We start from the raw sequence: 17,082 nt of genomic DNA, 5'->3' as shown, positions 1-17,082 counted from the left end.
GACCCATCCATGGCCCGCAAGCCCGCCCCCGGCCGCGCCGAGTTCCGCCAGTTCCTGCCGCTGCAGACCCGCTGGATGGACAATGACGCCTACGGCCACGTCAACAACGTGGTCTATTATTCCTACTTCGACACGGCGGTGAACGGATATCTGATCGCCCGCGGGGCGCTGGATATCGGGTGCAGCCCCGTCATCGGGCTGGTGGTGGAGACGGGGTGCAGCTATTTCGACTCCGTGGCCTTTCCCGACCGGCTGGAGGCGGGATTGGCCGTGGCCCATCTCGGCAGCAGCAGCGTGCGCTACGAGGTGGGTATTTTCCGTGCGGGGGCGGAGACGGCATCCGCCGCCGGCCATTTCATCCATGTCTATGTGGACCGGGACAGCCGCCGCCCGGTGCCGCTGCCCCCGGCGCTGCGGGATGTGCTGTCGGATCTGGTGCGGTAAGCGTTCCCCTGTCGGGGTTCGACCCCGACGTACCGCCGGCCTGTACGGTCGGCCACGTCGGGCGTAGGTCCAGCGGGAAGCCCGACGGGCAGACCTCCGGCAAAGACCGCTAGGCCGCGATATCCGTCTGCGGCAGCAGGGCGGCGATCTGGTCCATGCTGTTGAAGAACAGGGTCGGGCCCCGCGCCCGCAGCAGATCCGGCGTGGCATAGCCCCAGGCGACCATGCCGCTATCCAGGCCGGCCTTGGCGGCCGCCTCGATATCCCGCACCTCGTCACCGATGCACAGGGTCTGGTCGGCGGGAATGCCGCTGCGGGCCACCACCTTGCGGAAGGTACGGGCCTTGCCGAACAGGGAGACGCCGCAGCCATAGTCGTGGACCAGGGCTGCCGTCCGCGGCCCCAGGATCTGCCGGATCACCGGTTCGGTGTTGGAACTGACGATGGCCAGACGCGCCCCGCGTCGGTGCAGCGTATGCAGCAGGTCCGCCGCCCCGTCGAACAGGCGGATGCGGTCGGCCTCGGTGGAGACCAGGCGGCGCAGATGGCGGGCGATCAGCGGGATCTTCCAGGCCGGCACGCCGAGATGGCGGATGATGGTGCGGTTGTCGTGCCCCCGCAGCCGGGCGAACGTCTCCTCGTCCAGGCTGGGAAAACCATAGCGCCGGGAGGCATGGTTCAGCCCATAGCGGAACCAGTCGGCGCTGTCGGCCAGCGTACCGTCGAAGTCGAAGATCAGCAGTCTGTAAGCCACCGGCACCCCCCCGGCCGCCCGCGGCGGCGCCCCGGCTCCTGCTTAATGCAGGCGCGGCCGGAAGGCAAAGGGACCCGTGTTCCTCAGGCGGGATAGGCGTTGGCGCGGCGCAGGCGCACGCCGACCAGGGCACCCGGCGACAGGCCGATGGCTTCGGGCGATTGCCGGTCCAGCACCGCTTCCAGCCGGTGCCCGGCCAGATCGAGATCCACGCGCAGCTCCGGCCCGACCGGATGCAGGGCGGCGATCCGGGCCGCGGCGCCGGCCGCGGCGGGCAGGATCTCCACATCGTGCGGACGGACGAAGGCGATGCCCGCGCCGCGCCCGTCCACATCATTGGCGAGCGGCACCGTCAGCCCGGCGATATCGGCATGATCGCCGGCCAGGGTGCAGTCCAGCCGCGTGCCGCCGCCCAGGAAGTCGCAGACGAAGGCCGAGGCCGGATGATCATAGACCTCCGCCGGCGTGCCGACCTGCTCGACCCGCCCCTGATGCAGGATGGTGACGCGGTCGGCCAGCTCCAGCGCCTCCTCCTGGTCGTGGGTCACGAACACGGTGGTGACGCCCATGCCCTTGTGGATGTCGCGCAGCCAGCGCCGCAGATCCTTGCGCACCTTGGCGTCGAGGGCGCCGAAGGGCTCGTCCAGCAGCAGCACGCTGGGCTCGGTGGCCAGCGCCCGGGCCAGGGCCACACGCTGGCGCTGGCCGCCCGACAGCTGGTTGGGATAGCGCTGGGCCAGCGGCGCCAGCTGCACCAGATCGAGCAGCCCCATGACCTTGTCGCGGATGGCCGCTTCCGCCGGGCGCGGCCTGCGCCGGGCGACGCGCAGGCCGAAGGCCACATTCTCGAACACCGTCATGTGCCGGAACAGGGCGTAATGCTGGAAGACGAAGCCCACGCGGCGGGCGTGCGGTTCCGACACGGTGGAATCCACCCCGTCGATCAGCAGCTGGCCGCTGTCGGCGAAATCCAGCCCGCCGATGATGCGCAGCAATGTGGTCTTGCCCGATCCCGACGGTCCCAGCAGGGCCATCAGCTCGCCGCTGGCGATGGACAGGTCCACATGGTCGACCGCCGTGAACCCGCCGAACCGCTTGTTGATACCGGAAATCTGGATGCTCATGGGCAGGTCTCGGCAGTCCTTGGCTCTAATCCGTGGTGGCATCAACGGCGGCGTGTGGCCGCCAGCTCGGCGCCGTAGCGCCATTCCAGCAGTGACTTCAGCACCAGGGTCACCAGGGCCAGCAGGGCCAGCAGCGAGGCCACGGCGAAGGCGGCGACGAAATTGTACTCGTTGTAGAGGATCTCCACATGCAGCGGCATGGTGTTGGTCTCCCCGCGGATATGGCCGGAGACGACGCTGACGGCGCCGAACTCGCCCATGGCGCGGGCGTTGCACAGCAGCACGCCATACAGCAGGCCCCAGCGGATATTGGGCAGGGTGACCCGGCGGAAGGTCTGCCAGCCCGAGGCGCCGAGGGTGATGGCCGCCTCCTCCTCGTCCCGCCCCTGCGCCTGCATCAGCGGGATCAGTTCGCGGGCGATGAAGGGGAAGGTCACGAAGACGGTGGCCAGCACCAGCCCCGGCACCGCGAAGACGATGTGGATCCCATGGTCGCGCAGCCAACTGCCGAACCAGCCATGGGCGCCGAACAGCAGCACATAGACCAGACCGGAGATGACGGGGCTGACGCTGAAGGGCAGGTCGATCAGGGTCAGCAGCAGCGACTTGCCGGGGAAGCGGTGCTTGGTGATGGCCCAGGCGGCACAGACGCCGAACACCAGATTGGCCGGCACGGCGATGGCCGCCACGACCAGGGTCAGCCGGATGGCCGCCAGGGCGTCGGGCTCGGTCAGTGCCTCCAGATAGGTCTGCACGCCCCGGCGCAGCGCCTCGGTGAACACGGCCAGCAGCGGCAACAGGATGAACAGCAGCAGGAACAGCAGGCCGATGCCGCTGACCAGCAGCTTGACCCAGAGCGGATCGTCCAGGGCGCCGCGCGGTCTTGGCGGCGGCATGGTCACGACGAACGCCTCGCTGCGGAGGCCTTCCGTGTCGTCGGCGGTATCGATGGGAATGGCCATGCTGTCCCCTTCCCTACTCGCCGGACCAGCGCCGGCTCCAGCGCTGCAGCAGATTGACCATCAACAGGATCAGGAAACTGGCCACCAGCATGGTCAGGCCGATGGCCGCGGCCCCGGCATAATCGAACTGCTCCAGCTTGATGACGATCAGCAGGGGGGCGATCTCCGAGACCATGGGCATGTTGCCGGCGATGAAGATGATGGAGCCGTACTCGCCCACGGCGCGGGCGAAGGCCAGGGCGGTGCCGGTCAGCAAGGCCGGCAGGATCAGGGGGAAGATGACGCGGGAGAAGGTTTCCCAGCGGTTGGCGCCGAGGCTGCCGGCCGCCTCCTCCAGCTCGCTCTCCAGATCCTCCAGCACCGGCTGGACCGTGCGGACGACGAAGGGCAGGCCGATGAAGGTGGTGGCGACGATGACGCCCAGCGGCGTGAAGGCCACCTTGATGCCCAGCGGGTCCAGCAATTGGCCGACCCAGCCGTTGGGGGCGTAGAGGGAAGTCAGGGCGATGCCGGCCACGGCCGTCGGCAGGGCGAAGGGCAGATCGACGATGGCGTCGATCACCCGCTTCAACGGGAAATCATAGCGGACCAGCATCCAGGCCACCATCAACCCGAACACGGCGTTGATGCCGGCGCCCAGCAGGGCCGCCCCGAAGCTCAGCCGCAGGGCGGCCAGGACCCGCGGTTGGGTGACGGCGTCCCAGATGCCGCCCAGCCCCAGCTCCGCCGGGCGCAGAGCCAAGGCCGCCAGGGGCAGCAGGACAATGAGCGTGAGATAGGTCACCGTAACCCCGAGCGTCAGCCCGAGGCCGGGGATGACCGTGCGTTCAGGCCGGAGCCAGGCAGGGAGAATCGTCAGGCGTCCGGCCATCACACCTTACCGTCCAGGCTTGTAGATCTGGTCGAAAACGCCGCCATCGGCGAAATGGACCTTCTGGGCCTGCTTCCAGCCGCCGAACCGGCCGATATCGAACAGGTCCAGCTTGGGGAAGCGGTCGGCATATTTCTGGGCCAGCTGCGGCAGGCGCGGGCGGTAATAGTGCTTGGCCGCCAGTTCCTGTCCCTCGGGCGTATAGAGATAGGTGAGATAGGCTTCGGCCACGGTGCGGGTGCCCTTGCGATCGGCATTCTTGTCGACCAGGGCCACGGGCGGTTCGGCCAGGATGGATTTGGAGGGGACGACGATCTCCACCTTGTCCGGACCCAGCTCCTCGATGGCGAGGAAGGCCTCGTTCTCCCAGGCCAGCAGCACGTCGCCGATACCGCGCTGGACGAAGGTGGTGGTGGCGCCGCGGGCGCCGGTGTCCAGAACCGGCACATGCCGGTACAGTTCCTCCACGAAGGCGCGGGCCGCCGCCTCGTCGCCGCCGGCCTTGTCCTGGGCATACCCCCAGGCGGCCAGATAGTTCCAGCGCGCGCCGCCCGAGGTCTTGGGATTGGGCGTGATCACCTGGATGTCCGGCTTCACCAGATCGTCCCAGTCCTTGATGCCCTTGGGATTGCCCTTGCGCACCAGGAAGACGATGGTGCTGGTGTAGGGGGTGGAATTGTAGGGCAGGCGCGACTGCCAGTCCTCCGGCAGCAGCTTGCCGGTCTCGGCGATGGCGTCGATGTCATAGGCCAGCGCCAGCGTGACCACGTCCGCCTCCAGCCCGTCGATCACGGAGCGCGCCTGTTTGCCGGAGCCGCCATGGCTGGCCTTCACCGTCACTTCGGTGCCGGTCTGCCGCTTGTAGGCCTCGGCGAAGGCCTGGTTGAACTCCTTGTAGAATTCCCGCGTCGGATCGTAGCTGACATTCAGCAGCTCGACGGATTTGGATTGGGCCAGAGCGGCGGCACCGCCGACGGCAAGGGCGAGAACAGCGGCAACGGCCGCACGACGAATGCCGAACATTGCTCACTCTCCCTTCGCTGTTAAGGCCGCGGGATCGCGGCCCGGAACCGGACCTGGTCCAGCAGGGTATCCCTGCGCAAAGCTGGAGATGCTGGACGCCATGAGGCCATGAAATTCGGATTTTGTCGCGGACAAAGCGGACTCTCCCGTCATTCGGGCACCACGACGCCGGATCGTGGCGCTTAGCGTTTGGTGACGCGGCGCAAGCGGAGCGGAAATTGCCGCGGGCGGTGCAGGCCGCCGCAAGGAAGGCTGACTCCTAATTCCTATTCGGTCAATAGGAAAAATAAAACATACTACAGTAGATCATTGTGAATCATGGGCGCTGCCGGCAGCCTCGCGCCCCGCCGCGGTCGGCTGCGGTGCCCCGGCCGTTTGCGTGGTGCGCTGCGTCAGCAGCATCCGGGCCAGATCCCGGGCCTGGACGCGGATGTCCGGAACGGCGGTGATTTCCCAGAAGGCGCCGCGGGTGACCGGGCCGATGGCGTAGACCCCCTCCACCGCCTGTCCGGCTGCGCTGATGACTTGGCCGGCGGTGCTGACATCCAGCCCGAGATGCAGCGGATCGGGCCGCACCAGACCGGAGGCCAGCAGGTCCTGCACCAGCGGGTCGCGTGCGCGGCGCAGGTCGCAGCCGGGACCGGCGCAATTGATGACGTGGTCCACCTCCTGCTCCTCGATCCGCTCGCTGCCACGCGGAAGCCAGGAAATACGGGCCGCGGCCCCGGTATCGGCCATGTGGCGGAGGCGGCCCGCCGTCACCTGCAGCAGGCCGGCGGCCTGCATCGCCTGTATCCGGTCGGCGACGGGGGGCGACAGCCGGTGCCGGTGTACATCCCACCAGGGGCGGAGATGGCGCAGGAAGCGGGCCTTGGCGCCCGTGTCCAGGCCTTGCCACAGGCTGCGGGTCCAGGGCCGCAGACTGTCGATCACCGGCTGCCAGTCGCGGCTGGCGGCTACCTCGGCCCGGATGGCTGCGCGCACGGTATGCAGGGCGTCCGACAGCGCGCCCGGCAGGGCTGGTGCCGAGGGGACGGCATGGGTGGCGCCAGCCGGGTGGCGCCGGGGCAGCAGGCCGCGCCGCGACAGGGCATGGACCCGGCCGCGATGGCCCTGTGCCTGCAGGGCCAGGACGACATCCACCATGGTCAGCCCCGTTCCGATCAGCAGCACCCGGTCCTGGCGGCCGATCTCGGCGATCATGCCGGGCTGCCAGGGGTCGGCATGGAACCGGGGGGAGCTGTAGAACGCCCAGTCGCCGACCGCCGGCGTTTCCGGCGGCAGATTGCCGATGGCCAGCACACAGGCATCGACCCGGTAATCCCTGCCGACGCCGGCCGTCAGCACCAGCCCGTCGGCCTGCCGGCGCAGGGCGGCAGCATCATCCGGCACCAGGACCAGCCGTCCCGCCGCCTCGGGCTGGCGCACGGCCTGGGTCAGCATGTCCTGGAGATAGGCGCCATAGGTGGCCCGGGGGACGAAGGAAGCGGGACCGGCCGCCTCCATCCCCGGCTGCCGGCGCAGCCAGTCCAGGAAGTGATCGGGACGGTCGGGGAAGGCGCTCATATTGGCGGCGCGGACATTGAGCAGATGCGAGGGATTGCCGGTGGCATAGGCCACGCCCTTGCCGAAGCCGCTTGCCCGCTCGAACAGCAGGATCTTGGGCGCATACCGGCCGGCGCCCAGCAGATGCAACGCCAGCAGCGAGCCGCTGAAGCCGGCGCCGACGATCGCGACAACTGCTGGCGCCATGTCGTCTCCCCTGAATGTCGTCTGTGGGATCGCTCCTGGCCGTGCCGGCGGCATTCATCCATCTACAATCCCTATTGTCATTATAGGAATTGGAGTCGGGCGAGAGTCAATGGCCGGATTCGCGCGCCTTCGGCGAGGGGCCTTGCGCAGCCGGAGGGTCAGATCACGAAATCGAGGGGCGTGGACAGGGAATGACGCTGTCGTGCCGCTTCGGCCAGCGTACAGCGATCCAGCACCACGGCCATGGCGTCGCGGGCCTTCAGCATGGCCCAGCGGATCACGCATTCCTGCGGATCGCCGCAGTCGGCGCAGGGCTCGAAGCGGTTGCGGCTGGCGCATTGGATCGGGGCCAGCGTGCCTTCCACGACGCGGATGATGTCACCGATGGACAGATGGTCCGGGGCCTTGGCCAGACGATAGCCCCCGTCGCGTCCGCGGCAGCTTTCCAGCAGTCCGCCCTTGCGCAGGTCCAGCAGGATGGCTTCCAGGAATTTTCGGGGAATTCCCTCGGCGGCGGCGATGTCGGCGATGCGGGCGGTCCCGCCCCCAGGCCATTGGTCGGTCAGGTACAGGGCGGCCCGGAGAGCGTATTTGCAGCGCTGGGAAAGCATGATGCCGGATCGGCTCCAGATCTTGTGTCCCGAGTCATGGGGGCGCAGCGCGCCGGATTCAACAGACAAGTTGTTGGAGATCCAAGGCGGAAGCGGGCGCGTTGCCTGATCGCCACACGGCCTTGCCGCCGCCGGACTCTCCGGAACCTGATCATCGATCCATATTCAACACTATTGAAGCGTGGATATGGCAATTCTACGGCGCTTCCTGCGGGGCAAGCATGCCAGCGTCGAGCCCGACGCAAGGCGGTGAATAAAGCTGCTGCAACGGGCGGCTCAACCGTTTGTAACGACATGGGTTTTTGATCTGCGCGTTCATTTATAACAACACAATATTGACGTAAAAATAATATTTCCACTCGACAGTGTTGGTGCCGGCGCCCAATTCTGGCGGACCGATTGCGGTGCGTAATAGAGGATGGCATGGCCCTGAAGACGTTTCCGGTCTCGCTCCCGCTCGACGGCCGGCCCGTGCTGGTGGCCGGCGGTGGCGAACTGGCCCTGCGCAAGGCACGGCTGGTGGCGCGCAGCGGTTGCCGTCTGACCATCATCGCGCCCGATCCCCTGCCCGAGCTGTCGGCCCTTGCCGCCGTTCTGCACCGCCGGCCCGTGCGGCCGGACGATGTGGCCGGCCATGTGCTGGCCTTCGCCGCCAGCGACGACCCGGACGCGGATGCGGCCCTGGCCGCCGCGGCCCGCGATGCCGGGGTTCCCGTCAATGTGCCGGACCGGCCGGATCTGTGCAGCTTCATCATGCCGGCCATCATCGACCGCGATCCCATCACCATCGCCATTTCCAGCGGCGGCGCCAGCCCGGTGCTGGTCCGCCGCCTGCGCGAGCGGCTGGAGGCGGCGCTGGAGCCGGGTCTGGGCCGGCTGGCGGCCTTTCTCGACAGTTTCCGCGGCGCCGTGAAGGCGACCCGGCAGGAGGAGACGGCCAAGCGCCGCTTCTGGGAGCGCATCGTCGACGGGCCGGTGGCCCGCCGCTTCCTGGCCGGCGACGAGGCCGGCGCCCGGGCGCAGCTGCTGCAGGCCGTCAACGATCCCGGCCACGGGCAGGAGCCGGGCGGCCGTGTAACCCTGGTGGGCGCCGGTCCCGGCGATCCCGATCTGTTGACCCTGCGGGCGCTGCGGGTGCTGCAGGATGCCGACGTGGTCGTCCATGACAAGCTGGTGGATGACCGCATCCTGGATTATGTGCGCCGTGATGCCCGCCGCCTCTATGTGGGCAAGAGCAAGGACCGTCATACCCTGTCCCAGGCGGCGATCAACGCTCTGCTGGTGGCGGAGGCCGCCGCCGGGCACCGGGTGGTGCGGCTGAAGGGCGGCGATCCCTTCGTCTTCGGGCGCGGCGGCGAGGAGGTGGAGGCGCTGCGCGCCGCCGCCATCCCGGTCGAGGTGGTGCCCGGCATCACCGCGGCGCTGGGGTGCGGCGCCGCCGCCACCATCCCCGTCACCCATCGCGGCCTGGCCCAGGGCGTCACCTTCATCACCGGCCATGCCAAGGCCGGCGTCGGCGACAGCGCGGAGCCGGACCTGGACTGGCAGGCCCTGGCCCGGCTGAAGCACACGCTGGTCATCTATATGGGCCTGTCCACGGTGGGATTGATCGCCCGCCGGCTGATGGATGCCGGGATGGACCGGGCCACGTCCGCCGCCCTGATCGAGAAGGGCACCCGTCCCGATCAGACGCTGCTGGTGGGCACGCTCGGCACCTTGCCGGATCTGGCCTCCGGCCATGGCCTGTCCGGTCCGGCCCTGATCGTGGTGGGGGAGGTGGTGCGGCTGGCCGATCCGGCCCGCATCGCCGAAATGGCCGCCCCCGCCCTGCGCGAAGCCGTCTGACCCTGGCAAGGAAGCTCTGAACGATGTTGGTGAAGGCGAAAGGTCCCCTGCAATCCATCACCGCCAGCCGTCTGCTGGATGGGCGGGCCGTCTGGCTGGGGGACGGCGATGGTTGGGTGGAGCGGGTGGAGGCCGCCGCGGTGTTCAGCGGTGAAGCCATTGCCGCGGCCCTGTCCGTGGGCAAGGAGGCGGAGCGGACGCAGCAGGTGGTCGATGTCTATCCCATCGATGTGGAGGTGGTGGACGGACGGACCCGCCCCCTGCACATGCGCGAACGCATGAAGGCGCTGGGACCCAGCGTCCGCCCCGATCTGGGCCTGCAAGCCACCCTCCTGTCATCCCCGACCGCCGCCTGAGTGTCCCGGCCATGACCCATATCCAGAGCCGCCCCAATCTGGCGCCCGATGCCCATGCCGGCGCCTATCGCTACGATGCCTTTGACAAGACCTTCGTGCGTGAGCGCGTGGCCCAGTTCCGCGGTCAGGTCGAGCGCCGCCTGTCCGGCGCGTTGACGGAGGAGGAGTTCAAGCCGCTGCGGCTGATGAACGGCGTCTATCTGCAGCTGCACGCCTACATGTTGCGCATCGCCATCCCCTACGGCGTGCTGCGCAGCCCGCAGCTGCGCCAGCTGGCCATGATCGGCCGGCGCTGGGACAAGGGCTACGGCCACTTCACCACCCGCCAGAACATCCAGTTCAACTGGCCGGCGCTGAAGGACATCCCCGACATGCTGGACGCCCTGGCCGAGGTGGACATGCATGCCATCCAGACCAGCGGCAACTGCATCCGCAATGTCACCGCCGACCATTATTGCGGGGCGGCGGCGGATGAGATCGTCGATCCCCGCGTCTATGCCGAGATCCTGCGGCAATGGTCGACTCTGCATCCGGAATTCACCTTCCTGCCGCGCAAGTTCAAGATCGCCATTTCCGGCAGCCCGCAGGACCGGGCGGCGGTGCAGGTCCACGACATCGGCCTGATCGCCACCCGCAACAGGGATGGCGCGGTGGGCTTCACCGTCTATGTCGGCGGTGGCCAGGGGCGCAGCCCCTTCCTGGCCGTCAAGGCGCGCGACTTCGTGCCGGAGGCAGAGCTGATCGGCTATCTCGAAGCCGTGCTGCGCACCTACAACCAGCTGGGCCGGCGCGACAACATCTACAAGGCGCGCATCAAGGTCACCGTCCATGAGATGGGGGCGGAGGCCTTCCTCAATCTGGTGGAGGAGGAATATGCCCGCCTGCCGCGGGACCGTTTCCGCCTGGACCCGGCCATCGTCGCCGCCATCGAAAGCCATTTCGCCCCACCGCCCTTCGAGGCGCTGCCCGCCCGGTCGGCGGCGTTGGAGGCGGCCCGTGCCGCCGATCCGGCTTTCGCCCGCTGGCTGCGCTCCAACACCCATCCCCATCGCCAGCCTGGCTACGCCATTGCCGTGGTCAGCCTGAAGCCCGTCGGCGGCATCCCCGGCGACGCCACCTCCGACCAGATGGAGGCCCTGGCCGATCTGGCCGACCGCTTCAGCTTCGGCGAGGTCCGGGTCAGCCATGAGCAGAATCTGGTGCTGGCCCATGTGCGCCAGGATGATCTCCACGCCTTGTGGCAAGGGCTGGAGGCCGAGGGGCTGGGCACCGCCAACCTGAACCTGGTGAGCGACATCATCGCCTGCCCCGGCCTGGATTACTGCGCCCTGGCCAATGCCCGTTCCATTCCCATCGCCCAGCGCATTTCCGAGCGCTTCGGCGACCTGGACCGCCAGCACGAGATCGGCGAGCTGAAGATCAAGATCAGCGGCTGCATCAACGCCTGCGGTCACCATCATGTCGGCCATATCGGCATCCTGGGCGTCGACAAGAAGGGCGAGGAGTTCTTCCAGATCCTGCTGGGTGGCGAGTCCGCCAGTCCCGCCGCCGCCCTGGGCGAGATCACCGGTCCCGGCTTCAGCGCCGACGGGGTGGTGGATGCGGTGGAGACGCTGGTGTCCACCTATCTGGCGCTGCGACGGCCGGGTGAGCGCTTCATCGACACGCTGAACCGCACGGGCCATGGCCCGTTCAAGGAGTCCATCCATGCCGCTGCTTAAGAACGGCACGGTCGTCGAGGATCGTTTCGTTGCCGTGACGGATGATGACCCGTTGCCCGACGGTGTTGACGTGCTGGTCCCGCTGGAGCGCTGGCGCACGCTGCACGACGCCCTGCCCCCTGGCCGGCGGTATGGCGTGCGTCTGAAAAGCCACCAGCTGGTGGGGGAGATCGCGCCGGATCTGGGCACGCTGGCCCTGGTGGCGCTGGAGTTGCCGAAGTTCCGCGATGGCCGCGCCTTCTCCGGCGCACGCGAACTACGCGAGCGGTATCACTGGCAGGGCGAGATCCGTGCCGTCGGCCACATCATCCCCGACCAGTATCTGATGCTGACGCGCGTCGGCGTGGATACGGTGGAGGTGCCGGCGGAGCGCCTGACCGACGCCTGGCGTCGGGCGCTGGGCGAATTCAGCATCGCCTATCAGGCGGCCCAGGATGACGCGCCGACCCTGTCGCTGCTGCGCCGCCATCTGCGGGCGGGAGAGCCGTCATGACGCCACAACAGCTCCTTGCCGCCGACCTCAATGACCGGTACGGCCAAGTGCAGGGGCCGGCTCTGCTGCGCCTCCTGCTGACGGAGGTGTTCCCCGGCCGTCTGGCCCTGGTCAGCTCGTTCGGCACGGAGAGCGCCGTGCTGCTGCACATGCTGGCGCAGGCCGACCCCGCCGCCCCGGTGCTGTTCATCAACACCGGCAAGCTGTTCGGCGAAACCCAGCGCTACCGCCGCCAACTGGTGGAGCGGCTGGGACTGACCGGCGTGCGGGAGATCGGGCCGGAGTCGGGCGAAGAGAAAGCGGAGGATGCCGCGGGCGACCTGTGGTTGCGCCATGCCGATGCGTGCTGTGCCCTGCGCAAGGTGCGTCCGCTGGCGCGGGCACTGGCCCCCTACGCCGCCTGGATCACCGGCCGCAAGCGCTATCAGGCCAGCACCCGCGCCGCCCTGCCGCTGTTCGAGGCCGATGGCGCCCATGTGAAGGTTAACCCGCTGGCCAGTTGGACCCGTGACCAGATCGAGGCCTATCTCGACAGCCATGGGCTGCCGCGTCATCCTCTGCAGGCGGATGGCTACCCTTCGGTCGGCTGCATGCCCTGCACCGACCGGGTTGCGGCTGGCGAGGATGTGAGAGCGGGGCGCTGGCGCGGCCAGGCCAAGACCGAATGCGGCATCCACCGGCCGCACCCCGCCCCGGCGGGACTCTGAGGATCAGCGGCGAATGCTTGAGGCAATGTCCACCCACGGCGATATCCAGGCTCGGCCGGATGCAAAGGTCCTTTCGCATCTGGAACGGTTGGAGGCGGAGAGCATCCACATCCTGCGCGAGGTGGTGGCGGAGACCGAGAATCCGGTCATGCTCTATTCCATCGGCAAGGACAGCGCCGTCATGCTGCACCTTGCCATGAAGGCCTTCTACCCGTCGCTGCCGCCCTTCCCGCTGCTGCATGTGGATACCACCTGGAAGTTCCGGGAGATGATCGAGTTCCGCGACCGCATGGCGAAGTCGCTGGGGCTGCAACTGCTGGTCCATATCAACCAGGACGGGGTCGCCCGGGGCATCGGCCCCTTCACCCATGGCTCGGCCGTCCATACCGACGTGATGAAGACCGAGGCGCTGAAGCAGGCCCTGGACAAATGGGGCTTCGACGCCGCCTTCGGCGGTGCCCGCCGTGACGAGGAGAAGAGCCGGGCCAAGGAACGCATCTTCAGCTTCCGTTCGGCCCAGCACCGCTGGGACCCCAAGAGCCAGCGGCCGGAGCTGTGGCGACTCTACAATGCCCGCAAGAACAAGGGGGAGAGCATCCGCGTCTTCCCCCTGTCCAACTGGACCGAACTGGACATCTGGCAATACATCTATCTGGAGAAGATCCCCATCGTGCCGCTGTACTTCGCCAAGGAGCGGCCGGTGGTGGAGCGCGACGGGGCGCTGATCATGGTGGATGATGCGCGCATGCCGCTGCGCCCCGGCGAGGTGCCGGAGATGCGCCGGGTGCGCTTCCGCACGCTGGGCTGCTATCCCCTGACCGGCGCCATCGAAAGCAGCGCCGACACGCTGCCCGCCATCATCCGGGAAATGCTGGTCAGCACCAGTTCCGAGCGGCAGGGCCGTGTCATCGACAAGGACGGGTCCGCCTCCATGGAGCGCAAGAAGCAGGAAGGGTATTTCTGATGCGCGCCGCTGAGAATCTGACCCTGGCCGATGTGGAGCAGTATCTCCACGCCCACCAGCACAAGAGCCTGCTGCGCTTCATCACCTGCGGCAGCGTCGATGACGGCAAGAGCAGCCTGATCGGGCGTCTGCTCTATGAATCGAAGATGCTGTTCGAGGACCAGCTGGCCGCCCTGGAAGCGGACAGCCGCAAGGTCGGCACCCGCGGCGGCGAGCTGGATTTCGCCCTGCTGGTGGACGGTCTGGCGGCCGAGCGGGAACAGGGCATCACCATCGATGTGGCCTACCGCTTCTTCGCCACGGACCGGCGCAAGTTCATCGTGGCCGACACGCCCGGCCACGAGCAGTACACGCGCAACATGGTCACCGGTGCCTCCACCGCCGATCTGGCGGTGATCCTGATCGATGCCCGCAAGGGCGTGCTGACCCAGACCCGGCGGCACAGCTTCCTGGTGTCGCTGCTGGGCATCCGCCATGTGGTGCTGGCGGTCAACAAGATGGATCTGGTCGGCTTCGACCGGACCGTGTTCGAGCGGATCGTGGCGGAGTACCGTGCCTTCGCCGGGCCGCTGGGCTTTGCCGAGATCACGCCGGTGCCGCTGTCGGCCGTCTATGGCGACAATGTCGTCAGCCGCAGCCCGGCCACCCCCTGGTACCGGGGACCGGCCCTGCTGGAGCATCTGGAGCAGGTGGAGGTGGCGGGCGACCCGCAGGCGCAGCCGTTCCGCCTGCCCGTGCAGTGGGTCAACCGTCCCAACCTGGATTTCCGCGGCTTTTCCGGCCTGATCGCCGCCGGACGGGTGCGGCCCGGCGACCGGGTCCGGGTCCTGCCCGGCGGCACGGAAAGCCGGGTGGCCCGCATCGTCACCTATGGCGGCGATCTGGACGAGGCTGTCGCCGGCCAGTCCGTGACCCTGACCCTGACGGATGAGATCGACATCAGCCGCGGCGACGTTCTGTGCGCGCCCGACGATCCGGCCTGGTCCGGCACCCGGCTGGAGGCCGCCTTGGTCTGGATGGCGGAGAAGCCGATGGTGCCCGGCCGCTCCTACCTGCTGAAGGGCGGCACCCGCACGGCGCTGGCGACCCTGGCGCCCGAGGCCAGGATCGACGTCAACACGTTGGAACGGACACCGGCGGAGGCGCTGGCGCTGAACGAGATCGGCCTGTGTCTGGTGACGCTGGATCAGGCGGTTGCCCTGGATGCCTATGACCGGAACCGGGAGACCGGGGGCTTCATCCTCATCGACCGGGTCAGCAACGAGACGGTGGCCGCCGGCATGGTCCGGCAGGTGCTGGCCCCGGCCACCAACATCCAGTGGCAGGCGCTGGACGTGGACAAGCGCGCCCGCGCCGGGCTGAAGGGGCAGCGGCCCTGCGTGCTGTGGTTCACCGGCCTGTCCGGGGCCGGCAAATCCACCATCGCCAATCTGGTGGAGAAGAAGCTCTTCGCCCTGCGCCGACACACCATGCTGCTGGACGGCGACAATGTCCGCCATGGGCTGAACCGCGACCTGGGGTTCGACGACGCCAGCCGGGTCGAGAATATCCGCCGGGTGGCGGAGGTGTCGAAGCTGATGGTGGAGGCCGGGCTGATCACGCTGGTCTCCTTCATCTCGCCGTTCCGGGCCGAACGCGCCCTGGCCCGCAGCCTGATGGGGCCGGGCGAGTTCCTGGAGGTGTTCGTCGACACCGATCTGGCCGTGGCCGAGGCGCGCGATGTCAAAGGCCTGTATCGCCGTGCCCGCGCCGGGGAGATCCGCGATTTCACCGGCATCGACAGCCCCTATGAACCGCCGGAGGCACCGGACATCCATCTGCGCACCGCCGAGATGACAGTGGAGGAGGCGGCGGACCGCATCATCGCCGAACTGAAGCGCCGCGGCCTGCTGGAAACGGACCTGCTGATCGACGGCGCGGCGATCTGATCCCGGTTCCCGATGGGGCGCCTCATCGGGAACCGCTGCGCCCGCTTACCGCTTCATCCGCTCGACCATGCGGGTGGTGCTCTGTCCCTGGATCAGGTCGGCCAGGAACACGGTGCCGCCATAGGACTGCACCACATCGGCGCCGACCACGGTGGCGATGGTGTAGTCGGCCCCCTTGACCAGCACATCCGGCCGCAGAGTCTCGATCAGGCGCAATGGCGTGTCCTCTTCGAACACCACCACCAGATCGACACTGGAGAGCGAGGCCAGAACGGTGGCCCGCGCCCCCTCCCCCTGCACCGGGCGGGTCTCGCCCTTCAGCCGCTTCACCGAGGCATCGCTGTTCAGCCCGACCACCAGCCGGTCGCAGGCGCTCCTGGCCTGGGACAGCAGCGAGACATGGCCGGGGTGCAGCAGGTCGAAACAGCCGTTGGTGAAGCCCACCCTCAGCCCCTGCACACGCCAGCGGGCCACCCGCTCCAGCGCCGCCTCCAGCCCCACCACCTTGATGGCGTCGGATTCCCAGCCGCTGCGATGCACCGCCGTGCGCAGCTCGTCCGGGCGGACCACGGCGGTCCCGACCTTGGCCACGACGATTCCGGCGGCCACCGTGGCCAGCCGCGCCGCGGCCGTCAGCTCCGCCCCCGCGGCCAGGGCGGCGGACAGCACCGCCACCACCGTGTCGCCGGCGCCGGAGACGTCGAACACCTCCCGCGCCTCGGCCCGCAGATGGGTGGCGGAATCGGCAGTGACCACCGACATGCCCTCCTCGCTGCGGGTGCCGACCAGGGCCGCCACACCACAGCCGGCGATCAGATGCCGGCAGGCGGCCTCCACCGCGCCGTCGCCGGACACGGGCAGGCCGCTGGCCTCGGCCAGCTCCTTGCGGTTGGGGGTCAGCACGTCGGCACCGCGGTAGCGGCTGTAGTCACGGCCCTTGGGATCGACCACGACCAGACGGCCGCGGGCCTTGGCCGCGTCGATCAGCCGGGTCACCAGGGCCGGCGTCAGCACGCCCTTGCCATAGTCGGACAGCACCAGCACGGCGCACTGGTCCAGCGCCTGTTCCGCCAGCGCCAGCAGGCGGTCGGCGCTGGCGGGCGCGATATCGGCCACCGTCTCTCCGTCGGCGCGCAGCAGCTGCTGCGATCCGGCGATGAAGCGGGTCTTGGTGGTGGTGCGGCGGCCCGGCTCGACCACCAGCCCGTCGGCGTCGCCCAGCCGCTCGGCCACCTGCTGCCGCAGGGTGCGGCCCGGCTCGTCGTCGCCCAGCACCGACAGGAAGCGCACGCCGGTGCCCAGGGCGGCCAGATTGCAGGCCACATTGCCGGCACCGCCCAGCGTCAGCACCTCGCGCTGGACCCGCAGCACGGGGATGGGGGCTTCGGGACTGATCCGGTCCACCATGCCGTAGGTGAAGCGGTCCAGCATGGCATCGCCCACCACCAGCACAGCGGCGTCGGGCAGGGCATCGATCAGGGCGGTCAGGTCGCTCATGGCCGCCCTATTTACCCCTGCCCGGCGCCG

General features: G+C 68.6%; 16 protein-coding genes. 8 read left to right on the top strand and 8 right to left on the bottom strand.

All coding sequences use genetic code 11. The features are described 5' to 3' along the window. Positions 1 to 9 precede the first annotated feature (9 nt). A complete protein-coding gene (locus tag DK368_RS11945; protein ID WP_114394171.1) occupies positions 10 to 444 on the top strand; it encodes an acyl-CoA thioesterase in 435 nt (144 codons plus the stop codon). 109 nt (positions 445 to 553) lie between these two features. On the opposite strand, the gene DK368_RS11940 is transcribed toward DK368_RS11945, so the two are convergent. From DK368_RS11940 to DK368_RS11910, 7 genes are all read right to left on the bottom strand, one after another. Beyond that, complete coding sequence (locus DK368_RS11940; RefSeq protein WP_114394214.1) at positions 554 to 1,198, bottom strand: HAD hydrolase-like protein; 645 nt, start codon at positions 1,196 to 1,198, stop codon at positions 554 to 556. 83 nt (positions 1,199 to 1,281) lie between these two features. After that, positions 1,282 to 2,322, bottom strand: coding sequence for a sulfate/molybdate ABC transporter ATP-binding protein (locus DK368_RS11935; protein WP_114394170.1), 1,041 nt, complete (start codon positions 2,320 to 2,322; stop codon positions 1,282 to 1,284). A gap of 41 nt (positions 2,323 to 2,363) precedes the next feature. Further along, on the bottom strand, positions 2,364 to 3,218 hold the full coding sequence (gene cysW / locus DK368_RS11930; RefSeq protein WP_205028201.1) for a sulfate ABC transporter permease subunit CysW: 855 nt from the start codon (positions 3,216 to 3,218) through the stop codon (positions 2,364 to 2,366). Positions 3,219 to 3,297: 79 nt separating this feature from the next. Beyond that, positions 3,298 to 4,155: a sulfate ABC transporter permease subunit CysT gene (gene cysT, locus DK368_RS11925; protein ID WP_114394168.1), complete on the bottom strand. Its 858-nt coding sequence runs from the start codon at positions 4,153 to 4,155 to the stop codon at positions 3,298 to 3,300. A 6-nt stretch (positions 4,156 to 4,161) separates the two neighbouring features. Next, entirely contained in the window at positions 4,162 to 5,178 is a 1,017-nt protein-coding gene (locus DK368_RS11920; protein WP_114394167.1) for a sulfate ABC transporter substrate-binding protein, read from the bottom strand. Between the two features lie 306 nt (positions 5,179 to 5,484). Beyond that, positions 5,485 to 6,930, bottom strand: coding sequence for an FAD/NAD(P)-binding protein (locus tag DK368_RS11915; protein WP_114394166.1), 1,446 nt, complete (start codon positions 6,928 to 6,930; stop codon positions 5,485 to 5,487). Positions 6,931 to 7,088: 158 nt separating this feature from the next. Next, positions 7,089 to 7,541 (bottom strand): RrF2 family transcriptional regulator, encoded by a 453-nt coding sequence (locus DK368_RS11910; RefSeq protein ID WP_114394165.1) that lies wholly within the window; start codon positions 7,539 to 7,541, stop codon positions 7,089 to 7,091. A gap of 423 nt (positions 7,542 to 7,964) precedes the next feature. Here DK368_RS11910 and cysG point away from each other — a divergent pair, with 423 nt between their 5' ends. Genes cysG through cysN form a run of 7 tightly spaced genes read left to right on the top strand, consistent with a single transcriptional unit; the run spans position 7,965 to position 15,555 of the window. Continuing rightward, positions 7,965 to 9,386, top strand: a complete 1,422-nt coding sequence (gene cysG / locus DK368_RS11905; protein ID WP_114394164.1) for a siroheme synthase CysG — start codon at positions 7,965 to 7,967, stop codon at positions 9,384 to 9,386. Positions 9,387 to 9,409: 23 nt separating this feature from the next. Beyond that, the gene (locus DK368_RS11900) at positions 9,410 to 9,742 is read left to right on the top strand and encodes a DUF2849 domain-containing protein (protein WP_205028183.1); all 333 of its coding nucleotides are present in this window, start codon (positions 9,410 to 9,412) and stop codon (positions 9,740 to 9,742) included. Between the two features lie 11 nt (positions 9,743 to 9,753). Continuing rightward, entirely contained in the window at positions 9,754 to 11,463 is a 1,710-nt protein-coding gene (locus DK368_RS11895) for a nitrite/sulfite reductase (RefSeq protein WP_114394163.1), read from the top strand. Next, positions 11,450 to 11,956 carry a DUF934 domain-containing protein gene (locus DK368_RS11890; protein WP_114394162.1) on the top strand — a complete coding sequence of 169 codons (507 nt, stop codon included), beginning with the start codon at positions 11,450 to 11,452 and terminating at the stop codon, positions 11,954 to 11,956. The genes DK368_RS11895 and DK368_RS11890 overlap by 14 nt, the downstream gene beginning before the upstream one ends. Beyond that, on the top strand, positions 11,953 to 12,663 hold the full coding sequence (locus DK368_RS11885) for a phosphoadenylyl-sulfate reductase (protein WP_114394161.1): 711 nt from the start codon (positions 11,953 to 11,955) through the stop codon (positions 12,661 to 12,663). The genes DK368_RS11890 and DK368_RS11885 overlap by 4 nt, the downstream gene beginning before the upstream one ends. Positions 12,664 to 12,676: 13 nt before the next feature. After that, positions 12,677 to 13,627, top strand: coding sequence for a sulfate adenylyltransferase subunit CysD (gene cysD, locus DK368_RS11880; protein WP_240002467.1), 951 nt, complete (start codon positions 12,677 to 12,679; stop codon positions 13,625 to 13,627). Further along, a complete protein-coding gene (gene cysN / locus DK368_RS11875; RefSeq protein WP_114394159.1) occupies positions 13,627 to 15,555 on the top strand; it encodes a sulfate adenylyltransferase subunit CysN in 1,929 nt (642 codons plus the stop codon). Before cysD ends, cysN begins: the two co-directional genes overlap by 1 nt. Positions 15,556 to 15,600: 45 nt before the next feature. Here cysN and rfaE1 read toward each other — a convergent pair whose 3' ends face one another. After that, complete coding sequence (gene rfaE1 / locus DK368_RS11870) at positions 15,601 to 17,052, bottom strand: D-glycero-beta-D-manno-heptose-7-phosphate kinase (protein WP_114394158.1); 1,452 nt, start codon at positions 17,050 to 17,052, stop codon at positions 15,601 to 15,603. Between the last annotated feature and the right edge of the window lie 30 nt (positions 17,053 to 17,082).

The sequence above is a fragment of the Oleisolibacter albus genome (assembly GCF_003336875.1).
In the GTDB taxonomy this organism is placed as follows: domain Bacteria; phylum Pseudomonadota; class Alphaproteobacteria; order Azospirillales; family Azospirillaceae; genus Niveispirillum; species Niveispirillum album.
Note: the sequence above shows the minus strand (reverse complement) of the source record. Positions and strands in the feature narration are given on the sequence as shown.

Excerpts from the sequence above, each read along its gene's own strand:
- DK368_RS11935 (WP_114394170.1), bottom strand. The coding sequence starts at position 2,322 with ATGAGCATCCAGATTTCCGGTATCAACAAGCGGTTCGGCGGGTTCACG.
- rfaE1 (WP_114394158.1), bottom strand. The coding sequence starts at position 17,052 with ATGAGCGACCTGACCGCCCTGATCGATGCCCTGCCCGACGCCGCTGTG.
- DK368_RS11915 (WP_114394166.1), bottom strand. The coding sequence starts at position 6,930 with ATGGCGCCAGCAGTTGTCGCGATCGTCGGCGCCGGCTTCAGCGGCTCG.
- cysW (WP_205028201.1), bottom strand. The coding sequence starts at position 3,218 with ATGCCGCCGCCAAGACCGCGCGGCGCCCTGGACGATCCGCTCTGGGTC.
- cysG (WP_114394164.1), top strand. The coding sequence starts at position 7,965 with ATGGCCCTGAAGACGTTTCCGGTCTCGCTCCCGCTCGACGGCCGGCCC.
- DK368_RS11895 (WP_114394163.1), top strand. The coding sequence starts at position 9,754 with ATGACCCATATCCAGAGCCGCCCCAATCTGGCGCCCGATGCCCATGCC.
- DK368_RS11885 (WP_114394161.1), top strand. The coding sequence starts at position 11,953 with ATGACGCCACAACAGCTCCTTGCCGCCGACCTCAATGACCGGTACGGC.
- cysT (WP_114394168.1), bottom strand. The coding sequence starts at position 4,155 with ATGGCCGGACGCCTGACGATTCTCCCTGCCTGGCTCCGGCCTGAACGC.
- DK368_RS11920 (WP_114394167.1), bottom strand. The coding sequence starts at position 5,178 with ATGTTCGGCATTCGTCGTGCGGCCGTTGCCGCTGTTCTCGCCCTTGCC.
- cysN (WP_114394159.1), top strand. The coding sequence starts at position 13,627 with ATGCGCGCCGCTGAGAATCTGACCCTGGCCGATGTGGAGCAGTATCTC.
- DK368_RS11945 (WP_114394171.1), top strand. The coding sequence starts at position 10 with ATGGCCCGCAAGCCCGCCCCCGGCCGCGCCGAGTTCCGCCAGTTCCTG.
- DK368_RS11900 (WP_205028183.1), top strand. The coding sequence starts at position 9,410 with ATGTTGGTGAAGGCGAAAGGTCCCCTGCAATCCATCACCGCCAGCCGT.
- DK368_RS11890 (WP_114394162.1), top strand. The coding sequence starts at position 11,450 with ATGCCGCTGCTTAAGAACGGCACGGTCGTCGAGGATCGTTTCGTTGCC.
- cysD (WP_240002467.1), top strand. The coding sequence starts at position 12,677 with ATGCTTGAGGCAATGTCCACCCACGGCGATATCCAGGCTCGGCCGGAT.
- DK368_RS11910 (WP_114394165.1), bottom strand. The coding sequence starts at position 7,541 with ATGCTTTCCCAGCGCTGCAAATACGCTCTCCGGGCCGCCCTGTACCTG.